Annotated in this window: 13 protein-coding genes and 1 riboswitch; of the genes, 3 read left to right on the top strand and 10 right to left on the bottom strand. The window is 54.4% G+C overall.

The genetic code is table 11. From position 1 onward, the window contains the following. Positions 1-328: 328 nt before the first annotated feature. Positions 329-946 carry a hypothetical protein gene (locus AC0KVQ_RS10115; protein WP_473421035.1) on the top strand — a complete coding sequence of 206 codons (618 nt, stop codon included), beginning with the start codon at positions 329-331 and terminating at the stop codon, positions 944-946. A 75-nt stretch (positions 947-1,021) separates the two neighbouring features. Here the strand turns inward: AC0KVQ_RS10115 and AC0KVQ_RS10110 are convergent, their stop codons facing one another. From AC0KVQ_RS10110 to AC0KVQ_RS10090, 5 genes are all read right to left on the bottom strand, one after another. Beyond that, the gene (locus AC0KVQ_RS10110) at positions 1,022-1,951 is read right to left on the bottom strand and encodes an ADP-ribosylglycohydrolase family protein (RefSeq protein WP_473421034.1); all 930 of its coding nucleotides are present in this window, start codon (positions 1,949-1,951) and stop codon (positions 1,022-1,024) included. Then, on the bottom strand, positions 1,948-2,130 hold the full coding sequence (locus AC0KVQ_RS10105) for a hypothetical protein (protein WP_473421033.1): 183 nt from the start codon (positions 2,128-2,130) through the stop codon (positions 1,948-1,950). The genes AC0KVQ_RS10110 and AC0KVQ_RS10105 overlap by 4 nt, the downstream gene beginning before the upstream one ends. A 34-nt stretch (positions 2,131-2,164) precedes the next feature. Then, positions 2,165-3,142: a T3SS (YopN, CesT) and YbjN peptide-binding chaperone 1 gene (locus AC0KVQ_RS10100; RefSeq protein WP_473421032.1), complete on the bottom strand. Its 978-nt coding sequence runs from the start codon at positions 3,140-3,142 to the stop codon at positions 2,165-2,167. 115 nt (positions 3,143-3,257) lie between these two features. Beyond that, positions 3,258-3,336, bottom strand: a riboswitch (SAM riboswitch). A 112-nt stretch (positions 3,337-3,448) separates the two neighbouring features. Then, positions 3,449-4,738, bottom strand: coding sequence for a 5-methylcytosine restriction system specificity protein McrC (locus tag AC0KVQ_RS10095; RefSeq protein WP_473421031.1), 1,290 nt, complete (start codon positions 4,736-4,738; stop codon positions 3,449-3,451). Beyond that, a complete protein-coding gene (locus AC0KVQ_RS10090) occupies positions 4,735-6,525 on the bottom strand; it encodes an AAA family ATPase (RefSeq protein WP_473421030.1) in 1,791 nt (596 codons plus the stop codon). Before AC0KVQ_RS10090 ends, AC0KVQ_RS10095 begins: the two co-directional genes overlap by 4 nt. Positions 6,526-6,687: 162 nt before the next feature. On the opposite strand from AC0KVQ_RS10090, the gene AC0KVQ_RS10085 reads away from it, so the two are divergent. Beyond that, entirely contained in the window at positions 6,688-6,894 is a 207-nt protein-coding gene (locus tag AC0KVQ_RS10085; RefSeq protein ID WP_120967007.1) for a hypothetical protein, read from the top strand. Between the two features lie 2 nt (positions 6,895-6,896). Further along, on the top strand, positions 6,897-9,761 hold the full coding sequence (locus AC0KVQ_RS10080; protein WP_473421029.1) for an Alw26I/Eco31I/Esp3I family type II restriction adenine-specific DNA-methyltransferase: 2,865 nt from the start codon (positions 6,897-6,899) through the stop codon (positions 9,759-9,761). Here AC0KVQ_RS10080 and AC0KVQ_RS10075 read toward each other — a convergent pair. The 5 genes from AC0KVQ_RS10075 to AC0KVQ_RS10055 form a co-directional block, all read right to left on the bottom strand. Then, positions 9,751-11,403, bottom strand: coding sequence for an Alw26I/Eco31I/Esp3I family type II restriction endonuclease (locus AC0KVQ_RS10075; RefSeq protein WP_473421028.1), 1,653 nt, complete (start codon positions 11,401-11,403; stop codon positions 9,751-9,753). The two genes, AC0KVQ_RS10080 and AC0KVQ_RS10075, sit on opposite strands and share 11 nt — an antisense overlap. A 97-nt stretch (positions 11,404-11,500) precedes the next feature. After that, entirely contained in the window at positions 11,501-11,965 is a 465-nt protein-coding gene (locus AC0KVQ_RS10070; protein ID WP_473421027.1) for a lysozyme, read from the bottom strand. Beyond that, positions 11,962-12,438, bottom strand: a complete 477-nt coding sequence (locus AC0KVQ_RS10065) for a hypothetical protein (RefSeq protein WP_473421026.1) — start codon at positions 12,436-12,438, stop codon at positions 11,962-11,964. Before AC0KVQ_RS10065 ends, AC0KVQ_RS10070 begins: the two co-directional genes overlap by 4 nt. Then, complete coding sequence (locus AC0KVQ_RS10060) at positions 12,435-12,725, bottom strand: DUF6127 family protein (RefSeq protein WP_473421025.1); 291 nt, start codon at positions 12,723-12,725, stop codon at positions 12,435-12,437. Before AC0KVQ_RS10060 ends, AC0KVQ_RS10065 begins: the two co-directional genes overlap by 4 nt. Positions 12,726-12,809: 84 nt before the next feature. Continuing rightward, positions 12,810-13,604: a phage tail fiber protein gene (locus AC0KVQ_RS10055; RefSeq protein WP_473421024.1), complete on the bottom strand. Its 795-nt coding sequence runs from the start codon at positions 13,602-13,604 to the stop codon at positions 12,810-12,812. Between the last annotated feature and the right edge of the window lie 8 nt (positions 13,605-13,612).

Here is a 13,612-nt window from a genome sequence, read left to right as displayed (position 1 = left end):
ACTCTCTTGCTCATTTCGCACTCCTGTTGGTTCAGATTTTACCAAACAGGCGTGTCTACGGAATTCAGGCTACCTCATCATGGTTTATCTCTCCTTCGTCGCAAAGGCTGCAGTTGTTGCTGGCATCCGCTAACTTTCTGCCATCACCATTTTTCTGGCCGCGATGCATCACACACCTGAACCTTGCTTCTGGATTACACAGTACGCCTGTGGCATGCTTATTCCGAAAATTCCCCTAATTTTTTCGAGAACGGTGATGTGGCCCTTTTTTCTCCGATCAAAGACTGTTGACGCATCTGAACAGACAGCCCCCCAGGCACGGCACGCCTTGAGGTTTTCAGAACTACTGGAGGGATTGGGCGACTTTAGCGATCTGGCAACGCACGACATTTCCCTGAAGTTCTGGCTGCCAGAGCCCGCCAAGGAAGCATTGGAAGACCTAGCTGCGCTCAATGGAAATTCAGTCAGTGAAGCGTTGCGGCAGTTTTTTGCTCAGCACTGCTATGGTGTGTATGCCTTCCAACTGATGTGCAATACAGACCCGTCATTGTTCCGCGATCACCATGTCTTGTTTTCAAGAAGTCACCCGGCCTCGCCCCCTGGAAAAAAGCGGATCGACACCTACTGGGTGCCAGAGCTTGGCAAAAACATCATGCCGATAAAGCTCTGGATTCCGTCGCGCATGCGAACGGAACTGCAAATGCTCGCAGACCATGCGGAGATCAAGTTGTCACAGTATGTTCGGGAGATCGTGATTTCCCGACTGCTGGGTCATGGTACTTTGCCCATGCGACCGCAGATGGTCGCAGTCACTCCTCTGCCAGAAGCGGAAGATTGGTGTGACGATCGCGAGGTCCCGATGCGCCAAGTGGATCGGGAAGAATATTATCGAGTCGACGGTGGCGATGTACGCACTGACTGGGTGGATGTTGATCCGAATGAGTAGACCTTGCGCGTTTCCATGACTTGCCATCGCTGTGCACTCCGGAAGACGATCGCTTTTCTTTGTCTTGCCCGGGGATCAATGTTCTCGCCCAAACTCTAATTGGCCTCCCACATGTTTGATGGCATCGAGAGCGTTGAGCTTGGCAATCAAGTCGGCGGGAGGTAGCCAGCCTCTTGTGGCAGCTAATCCACCTGCAATCCCGGCAATGCTGTCACTGTCGCAGTCCACCCCGAAGCAGCAGGCTTCTCGAATCACGCTCAGATAATCCGTTCCGGCCAAGAGCGCACGAATCGCCAAGGCCAGCGCTTCTTCGGCAATCCAGCCCCGCATGGCGTTCAGTGCAGCGTTTCCCTCCAAGGCATAGAAGCAGGATTGGGTGATTTCTTCTGGCACTTTGCCGCGCATAGCTTTCACTGCTTGATGGATGGCGGGAAGGCATTCCTGCCCGTTGAGCAACTGCAGGTAAATCGCGGTTAACTGCGTTGATGCCCCGGCAGCGTTCGGATGCAGATGGGTGACGCGGGCATCGGTCGCTGCCATGGTCAACGCCCATTCATCCGGGAGGCTGAAGCTCTGGGCGACAAAGGCAAACGGCGCGGCCCGCATCACCGTGCCATTACCCTTGGAGTCATTGTGCACTTTCATGCCAGCAACCAAGGCTGCAAGGGATCTCATACAAGTTTTGCCGGGGGCTTCCACCGAATACAGAGACTGAAACTGCAACAGCCCCTCGCCCTGCGGCGTGCGGGAGATCTGTGTCTGATACCAGCGGCGATAACCAGCTTCCAGATCCTGCTCCGTCACTTCGCCGTGGGCTTGTATAGCTGTTAGCAACGCTTCTGCACAGAACAGGGTCATCTGGGTATCGTCGGAGATGCGCAGCACTGGCTGGGTCACGGCATGCTGGAAATCCAGTAGGGTCACGTGATCCTTGAATTCCAGCGGATTGCCAATGGCGTCGGCGACCGCGATCCCGTACAGCGTGTCACGGAAGGAGGGTGTCATGTCTTTTCCTCCTTCCGCTTCTGGATAACAAAACCCTTTTCCAGTACCGCTTGGGTCATGTCATTTTCTTCCTCAGGCTCCGCCGCTCGGCGGTCAGGGCAAGAAGGGTGGGCCTTGTGACGAATCAGATAGTCGCGCAGAGACTCTCCAGGGTTGGGCTTATCAAACATATAAGTCATGATGAAATGCTCCGTTCTGAATGGGCCTGGTATCTCAGTGCTTCGTCACATTCGGCATCTCATCGGCAAATGCCGTTTCCCCGCCAAACTGTTCCTTGAGCAGGCCGTCCACATCATCGGCTACCTGGCAGAAGTGAGTGAAAGCACGGGCAACATGCTCGGTCACATAGGGCGAGGCAGAGATTTCGGTAAAGCACCAAATGGCGCCGTTATGGTGAACAAAGCGAACAAAGGGTTCATCTTCATGGATGGCATTCAGACAGCCCAGCAGATCAGGGCTGCATTCCACATGGCGCACGATCGGGGAGTAGATACGAACCGTCGGCGGATTGGGATTGGCATTCAGCCGGACGAAGGCAACGATGCTGCCATAGCGAATGGCGGCATCCCCCTCCGCATCGAATTTTAAGTCGGGAACATGGGTGATTTCGCAGAGCGTGTTTTTCAACAGCATTCTGAGTTCATCCTGTGACGGCTCATCTTGCACTTGCTTGAAACCGAGGGCAGGGAGGGCAATGCTTGTGCCTTCATCATCAAAAGCCAGGTACTCCAGATAACCCGGATGGGGAATCTGGAAAATCTCAACAAAGGTTTGCACTGTCATCTGTGCCGCGCGGCCAAAGGCGACGGGTGCTGCCATGTCCAGGAAGAAGTTGGGAGAGCCATCAGGATCCTGTTCTGGCGTAGCGGTTTCACTATCTCCGGTCGGAGCGTGCCAGCCTAAGTTGAGCAGGTGAGCGATCTGCTTCTCATCGAGCTGCTCCTGCGGTGGCAAATACGTATTACTGATTGCCTCCATCCGTAAACCGAAAGCGCCTTGTGCCGAAAACTGGACAAACCGATTGTGGTGCTTGACTGACAAAATCAGGAATTGGTCTTCCTTCAGTCCCGCCAAAGTGGCTGACAGTGCGTCGGTGAAAGATGACCAAGCCCGGGAACACGTAGGCTGTTCGGCACCAAAATCGAATCCGGCTTGGAGGGGGAGGGTATTGGGATTGCTGACGTGAGACATGATGTCACTCCTTTTCCAGAGTGCCCCGTTTAGCGGCCTTGTTTAACGTCGTGCGCAAGTAGGGCTAAATTCACGACGAGCAGGAATAAGAAAACCCGCCACAGCTTATCGCGCATGACGGGTTTCCATCTTCGCTTTAGCTGTATGTTTTACGTGCCCGCAAGCTGCTCTATCAAATCGGCACAGTTTCAATCTACTCTGTGATCCGGATGCTGTCAAAGTATGCTGTGGAATCGGCAGATATTCGGTTGGAAAACAGCCTGTGCAGACTAAGATTTGGGCCGATCAAATGGCAAGCTTGGGTATCTAGGTGACCAAGGTCCGTAACTTTGCCATCGCTTCGGCAGGGTTGTGAGGCAATGTGACAAAGCTGATCTTCTTACCACCATCAAGGCTCCACGGGCTGTTCTGCTCTGCGTGGGGCATATCGGGTTTGGATGGGTCGAAGGGATATGCCAAGAGTCCCCAGGTCAACAATCCTGCAGGAGCTTGAAAGCGTCCCAGATAGGCGGCCATCTGGTACAGGTCGTCGCGCTGCGGCCCATTTGGTGAGCTGGCAGACGGATGAAGGGACTTGTACTTGGCGTCAACCACTCCCCTGATGGTGGCCCCTGAGAGCAGGATGGCGTCGGGTATCAATGTGCCCAAGCCTTGGCCTGACACATCGCTGTGGAGAAGCTTCTTGGTGGCTGACTTGTCTCGGGTTCCATGAGTCACGGTAAGTGGTGCAGCGGCCTTGCGCAGGATGCTGAGGACGTACATTTCCCACAGCTCGGCGACGTCAAGCAACACACCCTTCGTTTCCGCGCTGGCATCAATATCGGCGGCCAGCCCCCTTCGGTTTGCAATCTGCCGCGACAACTCAGCGATAGGCGCAAAGCCTGCGGTTATCGGCGTGTAGCGAATCCGATCCAGTTCAGCCTTCGTCGGCACGCGTGGTCGCGCCCCGGTGACAGCCAGCAGATGGGGAAGGAGTTCCTTGGCACGTTTCGGTAGCCATTTTTCGTCCGGCACCCCAAGCCACCGTCGCAGAACTTCGTAGGCAGCAACGATGGCGTCAGATGCTGCGTGATCTAGCGTTCTCTCTGAACGGATGGAAACAACCTGCCCACCGCCAGTAGCGATCAAGCGCAGTGACGCTGGGACATCAAGCCGCCCCCTAACCGTCGCGCCTTTCGTCGCCACTTCGCGGCGAAGCGCAGGCAGCCCATGCCGAGCCGCCTCGACGAAGCCATGGGCCCAAACGGACGCGAGAAGTTGGGCAATGAACGATTCGTCCTCCCGGAGTTTTCCGGGCGCGTCGGTCAACACGACCGACGTTGCTTCAAAAAGCCAATTCCGAAGCGCGGCCAGGCCAAAACGTGGCTCAATGGTCAGGCTGTGCCCCTCGAAGGAAATCGAGCCGACGTACCGGCCTGCCCACCAAGTGCCGTCCCATGCACAGTAGACGATGGGCTCGTCCTCATCCCTCTCGCCCGAGATGGGAACGACAAGATCCGATGCTCGGACATTTGTTACGAGCTTACGGAGCCAGTTAACCTCTGCCGCTGTCGGTTGCGGGACGAGCGGCGAGCAGTCACGCGCGACTAGTTTCACTCGGCCACCGACGGCTTGAGCAGAACCTTGGATAGCCGGTCGAGCTCAGTGTTGCGCGCGGTCGCGTCCAGTCCGGCGAGATACTGCTCGAGCAATGGGCGAAGGGACAGATTCCACACCTGCACGACGGGCTCCAGCGCTTCACCCTTCTTGTTCCAAAGGTAGTTCTGCTTGCGTGTAGGTCGAGCACCGAGGAAATTGCGCAGAAACACGACCGCATCTAGCAGGTAGGTGTGCCCGATCTCGTACTGTGAGCCAAGCAGCGGGCTGTCGTGGATCTGCCTGTTCAACGCCGCCGCTGCTGCAGCCAATTTGCGGACGTCCGGTTCGATGCGACCCCACTCCAGGCCCGATTTCAGATCCTGCCACTTGGATTCCGCGGCCCCCACTAGAGCCTCGGCGTCAAACGGGCAAAGTAGCCACAAGAAACGGCGGCGCAGCGCGAAGTCGATCTGCTCGATGGACTGGTCGATCAGGTTCATGGTGCCGATCACGTACAGATCGTCGGGGATGCGCAGCTTCATTGCCGCCCCGTCACCATTGCGTGCCGGAAGCTCAATCGTCTGATTGCGATCCTCAAGCAAGGAAAAGCACTCGCCGAGCATCCGACTCAGGTCCGTCCGATTCATTTCATCCAGGATCAGGATGTGCGGCAGACGTTCAGCGCGTGGCTTCTGCTCGATGTCCTCAATCAGCTTTGGAAGGTAGCCAGATCGATATTCCGTGCCACCGCCATTCGAAATGTGGAGTGCGCGAATGAAGTCCTCGTAGCTGTAGGCCGGGTGCAGCTGCAGTCGATGCACGTTGTCGCGGATCGCGGATTCGATAGCAGATTGCGACTGGAAGTAGCGAGCCGGGCCCATTTGGCTCAGTGCCGCAGATCGGATGACACGCTCAGCCAGCTTCTTGGCGCGGAAAGTCTTGCCAGTACCCGGCGGTCCATAGAGGACGATCTGCTTCTTGTGCTGGATGATCTCCAGCGGCGCGCCTTCAGATGCGCCCTCGCTGTCGTCGTACCAAGCCTCGACAAGCGGCGACCAGTAAAAGTCCAGCTCCTGGTTGGGAAGCAGCTTTTCGAGCTCCTGGCGAATGGCCAAGATCGCCCGGTCATCATCCTCTGATTCGGCAGTGACCAGTCCCGAGAAAGCCTTGATGACTCTGCGCTTGTGATTGCCACTTGCTATGCGCTCGAAGTGCTCGGGGAACAGGAGATGAAGAAGCATGTGCCGGAGCTGCTTCGACTCTGCATCCTCAATGCTGTCCACGATCTCTTGAAAGAGCCACGGATCGGCGGCCACCTGTGCCTGTTGATCCTTCGGTAACTTCTTCCATGCGATGGCGAGCTCGATCAGAAAGGCGATCTCGAAGGGACGACGGGTGTTGTAGCCCTGGCCGCCACTGCCGATCCCGTTGGCGAAGGCTGCTGACACAGGGTGTGATTCCGGCAGGCTGTCACCGCCCCAGCCGAGCACCTCGTTCACAACCTGCCGCTTGCGCACGCCACCGACACTGGATGGGAACAGGAAGTACACGCTCAAGATCTCTGCTGCAAGGCGTGACACATCCTGCCCGGCCTTGCCCACCTGATCTCTGAACTTGTCGATGAACGTGCGGTCGCCTTCGTCAGGAGTTGCAACGAAGGCCTTGTGGATGCGATCCAGAACGTCAGGCCGCCAAACGGAAGCGTCGGCGAACAGTAGCGAGCCGTCGCTCAGTAGGCAGTTGGTCCGGAATGCATCAGCCGCTTGGTAGATCTTGGTTGTGTCGTGTTCTGAATAACGGGCCATAGCATCCTCAATTGACGTTCATGGACAGAAAGCGCTGACCGATGCACTTCCCAAGCGTTGGTTGCCAAGCTCCATCACCAGCAACAGCCAAGATTGGCCTTGGCTTCCGCCTCCTCTTGATGTAATGTAACATCCATCACATTACATTGTCACGAGTTCCCTATGAGCATCGGCAGCAGCGGCAGGATCGTCATCGAGGTTGAGCCCGAGGTCAAAAGACAGCTCTACTCAACCCTTGCACGGGAAGGTATGACCCTGAAGGACTGGTTCTTGCGTGAAGCGCAAAACTACATGAAAACCACGGCACAAATGCCTCTAGATTTGACTTCCGACGTCAAGTCGGCTGATCAGACGAAGAACACACTGTAGGCATGAAAATGTTTGCTTCGAATTTAAATCAGCTCCTTGAAGCCACCTCGGGAGTGGAAACTACATACAAAGTTGGAAAAAGCCTGGAGCAGCGATTAACTGGCAGGTTCTATACGCATGCCAGAATTGGAAAGGCAATGGCGATTGATGTCGCCAAACGCCTTGAGATGTCTGAAAGCCTAAAGATTATTGACCCGTTTTGTGGTGATGGAAGACTGCTGTGCTGGCTCATTGACGCTCTGTACGAACAAGGAAAAATTCCGTCGAAATCTCTTCAAATCGCCGCCTGGGATTGCGACCAATCGGCGATCAAAACCGCCCAAAAAGCAATCTCACAGAAAATTGAAACCCTTGATATCTCTGTCGCACGCATAGATGCACAAACAATTGATTCATTCGAGCATGCGTTAAAAAATCAGCAGTCCTTTGATATCTGTGTAACAAACCCACCCTGGGAAACGATTAAGCCCGATAGCAGAGAGCTAGCCGAGCTTGAGCAAGAAGACAAAGACGCATACGTTTCACTCTTAAAAGAGAAAGTATTTCGACTCGAAAAGGCTTATCCATACTCCAAGCCAACTAGGAAGTTTTCTGGTTGGGGTGCCAACTTGGCTCGTTGCGGCATCGAAGCTTCTGTGCGGTTGATCGCGCCGGGAGGATACTTTGCGATTGTTGCGCCCGCCACTATTCTCGGTGATCAAATTTCTGCACCTTTGCGTTCTTGGTTATTTTCACAAAATACCGTAGATGCAGTTCATCACTATCCTGCAGAAGCAAGGCTTTTTGAAGGAGTTGACCAGTCAGCAGTATATTTTGTTGGCCACAGGAGCATAGGGCAAAAAGATAAAAGGTCACTCGAGGTGATACAGCACTTTGAGAAAGAGCAGGAGGCGCAGCCACCCGTCTTGGAAATATCGATTTCTTCTCTAGAAGAAAATCACTATGCGATTGGGTTTAGTAGCTCTCCAGAAATCGCAAGAGCGATGCCTTTTCTCGCTGATCTGCCAAAGCTAGGTGACTACGAAACCGGAGCGGATATCCTTTTCAAATTGGGGCGGGAGCTAGACGAAACAGGGATTGCGAGCAAGCTATCGGACACGGGTAGTTATCGATTTGCCAAAGGTAGGCAGATCACTCGCTACTCTCCGGTCGGTGGCGAAGCGGCATTTTTGAAAGGGACGATCACACCTCCATCATCTTCCGATTTGCATCGCCTAGTTTGGAGAGACGTTGCAAGACAAAGCTCAGCTCGTCGAGTAATAGCGACAATCATTCCTCCTGGTGTAGTGACAGGGAACTCACTCAATGTCCTTATACCAAAGCGAATGCCCTATGAAGCGTTGCTTGCTGTCCTTGGCGTATTTAACTCAGTCATATTTGAAGCGCAAGTGCGGGCATCAATCAGCACAAATCACTTATCAGTAGGCGCAATTCGACGGATAAGGGTGCCAGATCTATCATCCAGAACGCATGTAGAACGAGTATCAAAACTGGTCGAGAAACAGCTACGAGAACCCTCCGAGTCCTATTCCGCCGAGATAGATGTTGAGGTGGCGAGCTGGTATGGCTTGCCCGATGACGTCTATTTGGACTTATTGACAATGCTCGAAGAGCACTCCCCCAATGACGTTTCGGAGATTAAAAGAACAATGGCAGTTCGCCAGCAGAAATCAAAAAATGAAGTGATACGCATTGAAAATCATTACGCCGCGACACTTAGTGAGCTTGATTTGCGCATCTGTCGTTCCGTTCCACCCGGAGGGAACTGGAAAGATATCCCTGAGGACATTCCTTCCGAGCGAATAAAGAACATCAGAATCAGTTTCGCCAAAGGAGAAGGAAGCCGATCAACATACTATGGACGATTGCACCCGGATAGGCCTTCGTACACGATCAACACCTATTTCACTAGGCCTGGAAATGGGTGCCATATCCACTACGATTACAGCAACGAACAGCATAGAACCCTTTCTCATAGAGAGGCCGCTCGACTGCAATCCTTTCCTGACAACTTTATCTTCAAAGGCAACAAAGGGTCGGTCACTACGCAAATTGGAAATGCCGTCCCTCCCTTGCTGGCATTTCAGATCGCTCGGCATTTGAACATCGTCGGACAAGCCGTAGACCTTTTTGCTGGTGCTGGCGGACTCGGCTTAGGATTTGGATGGGCAGGATGGAAAACGCTTGTCGGAAATGAGTTAGAGGCGAGTTTCGCCGAAACTTATCGAACGAATGTTCACTCGAACATTGTAGTGGGGGACATCACAGATGACAGCGTTAAAAAGCAGATTCTGCAGGCGGCGAAGGGGGCAAGAAATAAAGATTTGCCTCTTTGTGTTCTTGGAGGTCCGCCATGTCAAGGATTTTCGACCGCAGGTAACAAACGCTCTATGGAGGACGAGAGAAACTGGCTCTTTAGAGATTACTGCGGGCTGCTTGCAGCACTTAAGCCCGATGTTTTTGTATTTGAAAACGTCACAGGCCTACTCAACATGGAGGGCGGGCGCGTCTTCGAAATGGTTAAAGACGAATTGTCGAAGCATGCGAAGAGACTTATTGTGTGGAAACTACACTCCGAAAATTATGCAATTCCACAGCGGCGCAGCAGAGTGATCATCGTTGGTGATAACACTGGAAAAGTTCCTGAGTCTCCCCCGCAAATGATTTCGACTCTGTCTGCAAGAGACTTGATTTGCGATTTGCCGCAGCCACCGTCGGTAAAGGAAGCGCTAGACGATCTGCCCGCCCTTCAGCCCGGACAGGATGGCGGTGACCTTGGTTATCGCCACGAGTCCACCACGCCATATCAGGCACTAATGCGCGGCGAAATTTCAGCCGCGCAATATTTGGAGAAGGTCACTCGATAACTTCGCCAAGAGCCGACCGCACATAACGGTCGGCTCCCCACATGCTGTCTAGTTCCTTGCCAACCTCATGCATACCTTGTGCGAAATGTTCTCGAACCGCCGCAAATGCAGCTTTGTTAGCTGAAAGAATCTCGGGGAGTGAGTTTGCCAACGCCCGAAGATCCGCCTCGGACACCTTGGATTCACCCACGATTTCGGCAATTTTTTTATCGAGATCGTTTGTTAGGGGTTTCAGCCTCTCTAACTCTGCAAACCCTGCCGAGAACTCCGCTTCGGAGCGTTCGTTTGAGATAACAAATGCGCTTCGATTCTCCTTTCTGTGGTAGTCGATTAGAGATGTGAATGCGATGCGAATCCGCCTAGCTTTCTGCTCGGTCGCGTACTTTGTGGTTCGTGGATTTCTTGTTATGGAATTAAAATGCGTGAGGTGATTAATAGCACTTAATCCAACGAATTCAGGGTCGAAATCCGCTGCTTCCAGATGCAAAAGGCTAGCGAGGAATGTGTAATAACCACGATCCAAGAGTTCTTTCAGGAGGGACATATATGTATGGCGGTTGTCCCGAAGTAGTTTGCTGAGGCGAAGCGCCGTTTCAGCATCGCCAACAGAATTCTTTCGGCGATCCCAGATCTCTTTGGCAAACCACGAGATGACACTCTCTCCAGTCGCCTCGACGCCAATCAGCAATCTCACATCACTGGCGTACATACGATTGTTTTTTCCGCTGTTGCAGGTTTTGCACAGAAGTTGAAATTGTGGGCGATGCGTGAATCCGAGTGATATCGGACCGATGTGATCAGCTTGACATGGCTTGGGATGAACGCCGCCTTGCACCGCATTAAAGCAATTTTCTTGCTCGAAAATTGGGTTGGATCTCACTTGACCCATCAGGCGATCTGCAGCAACCCAATCCCCATCCACCCAATATTCAAAAACCCGCCTATCAGTTACATACGACTTTAAATTTTCCTTGGACCGGCCTGTATCAGCTGTAGCGCGACAGCAGCGGTTAAATGAGTGGAATCCGTCGAGCCGGTCAGGAGGGTTTGACATCGCACCAGGGCTGAGCATTCGTGGCTCTTGTGGGATGTACATTTCCCGTAAGAATTTCTCCCAAGCATCAAACGTCTTTGCCAGAGGTGGGATGTTAATAGATGTTGTTGCGAAGAGCTTTGGAAGATCATCGTACAATTTTGACCCAAAGCGCTCATCTAGACGCGCTAAGAGATCACAGACGTGCTCCACTTCAGATAGCTCAAACGTATCGTCTATGTAGGGTAGCTTGCGAATCCTGGCAAATAGGTGCTCATTCGGATATGCGTACGCGATCTGAAGCTCTTTTCCGCAAGTCTTACAGGGCTTCACCCCAAAAGGGTGAATTGCTTTTGCAGTTTTGCTAATCCACGTGCTATCGGTATTCGGATCAATTCCGATGGAAAGTGCTTTTAGCCGCCACCACTCGCGCCGTTTGTGATGGGTGTCTTTGAATTTTCCGGATTTTCGATTTGATGGAGCTTCCCACTGAATTTCGCCGCGCTCGCCAATCGTGTCGGGCATGTCGGCATAATTTGGGTGGTTGACTATTTTTTGCGCATATTCCAAAAATGTTGCGTCGCCATATTTTGGTTTTTTCTTGGCCATATGATCCCGAGCTTGAACAGAAGAAGCCCAGATGGGCTTGACAATCGTTCTTTATACAAGCAGCGTGTCAGATGGTCAATCAAACTGGCCTTCCCGACTAGCATGAAAGCATTAGTGTGATCTCGGCTTTCCTACGCGTGACTAGACCAGGCTGCACCCTCCCTCCGCCATAAACCCACCGGCGCAATTCCTGACTGACCGCATCCCAATCGCGTTGGTTGACCCGCCGCCGCAGTGTGGACGCCTGCAACCGCCCCGCACCAAGGTTGAACGTGAAATCCACGATAGCTGCGAGTCGTCCTGCTGGCTCTGTGGCCAGCACCGGGCAGTAGCGCAGCGTCGCTACCAGTGCTGTTTGCAGATCGCGCGCCAAGTAGGCCTCGGCTTCGGCCTCCGTGATCGGCGGATGTTTCGGGTCGCACAGGTGGCCGTACCCAATCGTCCAAAAGCCTGCCGGGCAGATGTAGGGGACGGCTGTGATCTCGATTCCGCGCTTCACCTTGCGCTCGAATCCTTCGAAGCGCTTGGCCAGCTCGATTGCTGCTTGAGGCACCTCGATCATGGCCGCACCCGGTCGAACACGCGCCCGAGGAACCAAAAATTGAGCACTCCTGCCCACAGCGCCTGATCGGCTTCCGTCCAGGCGTGCGGGATGGCCACACCCCAGCCAGCACCGGCAGTGACCGCCGCTGCGAACGCAGCCGTCTTGGCGACGCAGTACAAGGCCATAAACCAGTAGGTGATGACCGGCCGCACGCTGATCGACAGCGCATCGGCCCATTTCACCCCAGAAGATCGGCCTTGTGCCATGACCGACTCCCGCAGGGCATCGAGTGCACCGGTATTCCACGCCGCATCGGCGTTGGCGCTGATCTCGGCCATACGCTGTGCGCCGCGCAGTTTCTCGAACTCCAGCGCCTTGTCCTGCATCGCCAGTTCGTGACCACGTTCGCCCTTGCGATCGAGCCACTTGAGGATTTCAGGGGCGAGCCGGAAAGCACCGCCCATCAGGCCGCCCAATAGCGTCTCGATCATTGCCCACCTCCAAACAGATCCAGCTTGACGACGGCCCCGGCGATCAAGGCCAGTAGCAGTCCCGTAGTTAACAGACGAATCACGGTTTGCCAGGCGGTGCGGCGCGCCAGTCGGTAAGCATCGAGCAGATCACGTAATTCGCGTACATCGCGCGCGGCATGACCGTTTTCCAGGCCGACCGTCGACAGGGCTGCCCGCGCGCCGCGTTCGGCCGCTTGATCCAGCAGCGCCTCAAAATCTGCTTCCGGCATGGCGATCCAGCCATTCCGTGTCGTGGGTGTTTCCATGACATCTCCTTCCTGGGACACAGACGTAAAAAAACCACCGCGCGGGTGGCTTGCATCGTGATCGGGTTATGGCCGACGGTACGGCTAATCAAAGGTAAGGCTCAGCCCACCGCTCGGGAAATTTGGCGCCAACGCCCCAGCCAATAGGGCTTTGGATGCGGGGAGGGGGAGGGTAAGCAGGGCATTGCCGCCACTGGCCGCATCCCACAACACGGCTGCACTCACGCTGCCCCAATCACTGTCCGGGCTGGGCCAGACCAGGACGGATTGATTGGCAAACGTGCCATCGCCCTCCTGTGGTGCTGTCCACATCGCATCGGCAGGGCCCACCGCCAAGCGGCTGTAGTTGCTGGCGCTGACCTCACTGCCATCACTGTGTTGCAGGCCAAGGTAGAGGTTGGCGGGTTTCTCCCAGCTGCCGCTGCGCAGCAAATGGCTACCAACCTGTTCTGCCAGCCAGGCGCTAAACCCTCCGGTGAAGGTCAATTTCAGATCGCCGATGGCAAACAGCGGCGCCGGATCATTGCCATAGATGTCACGCGGCACCGACATGGGCGCATAGGCCAGCATCAGCCCGCCACTTGCGGCATCAAGCAACGCAAAATGGGTGACACGCCCCCAATCTGCCGTCGGCGCGGTAAAAACAAACTCCACCGCATTGGTAAACTGACCATTGCCCGCGTTCGGCAGATTCCAAACAGCATCATTGGGGCCCGCTGGGACACGGGTGTAACTCCCACCGGCGACTTCGGTTAATTGCCCAGTTTCACCCGGATCCGCGGTCAGCAGGGCCAGATACAGCGAGGTGGGTTTGAGCCAACTGCCACTGCGCAGTAGATGGGTGCCAATACTTTCTTCGATAGGGTTACTGAAGCTCATGCGTGCCT

The organism is Formivibrio sp. oc-25, assembly GCF_055810895.1.
This window is presented reverse-complemented; position numbering and strand designations above follow the sequence as displayed.

Excerpts from the sequence above, each read along its gene's own strand:
- AC0KVQ_RS10060 (WP_473421025.1), bottom strand. The coding sequence starts at position 12,725 with ATGGAAACACCCACGACACGGAATGGCTGGATCGCCATGCCGGAAGCA.
- AC0KVQ_RS10090 (WP_473421030.1), bottom strand. The coding sequence starts at position 6,525 with ATGGCCCGTTATTCAGAACACGACACAACCAAGATCTACCAAGCGGCT.
- AC0KVQ_RS10080 (WP_473421029.1), top strand. The coding sequence starts at position 6,897 with ATGAAAATGTTTGCTTCGAATTTAAATCAGCTCCTTGAAGCCACCTCG.
- AC0KVQ_RS10100 (WP_473421032.1), bottom strand. The coding sequence starts at position 3,142 with ATGTCTCACGTCAGCAATCCCAATACCCTCCCCCTCCAAGCCGGATTC.
- AC0KVQ_RS10055 (WP_473421024.1), bottom strand. The coding sequence starts at position 13,604 with ATGAGCTTCAGTAACCCTATCGAAGAAAGTATTGGCACCCATCTACTG.
- AC0KVQ_RS10110 (WP_473421034.1), bottom strand. The coding sequence starts at position 1,951 with ATGACACCCTCCTTCCGTGACACGCTGTACGGGATCGCGGTCGCCGAC.
- AC0KVQ_RS10070 (WP_473421027.1), bottom strand. The coding sequence starts at position 11,965 with ATGATCGAGGTGCCTCAAGCAGCAATCGAGCTGGCCAAGCGCTTCGAA.
- AC0KVQ_RS10065 (WP_473421026.1), bottom strand. The coding sequence starts at position 12,438 with ATGATCGAGACGCTATTGGGCGGCCTGATGGGCGGTGCTTTCCGGCTC.
- AC0KVQ_RS10105 (WP_473421033.1), bottom strand. The coding sequence starts at position 2,130 with ATGACTTATATGTTTGATAAGCCCAACCCTGGAGAGTCTCTGCGCGAC.
- AC0KVQ_RS10085 (WP_120967007.1), top strand. The coding sequence starts at position 6,688 with ATGAGCATCGGCAGCAGCGGCAGGATCGTCATCGAGGTTGAGCCCGAG.
- AC0KVQ_RS10075 (WP_473421028.1), bottom strand. The coding sequence starts at position 11,403 with ATGGCCAAGAAAAAACCAAAATATGGCGACGCAACATTTTTGGAATAT.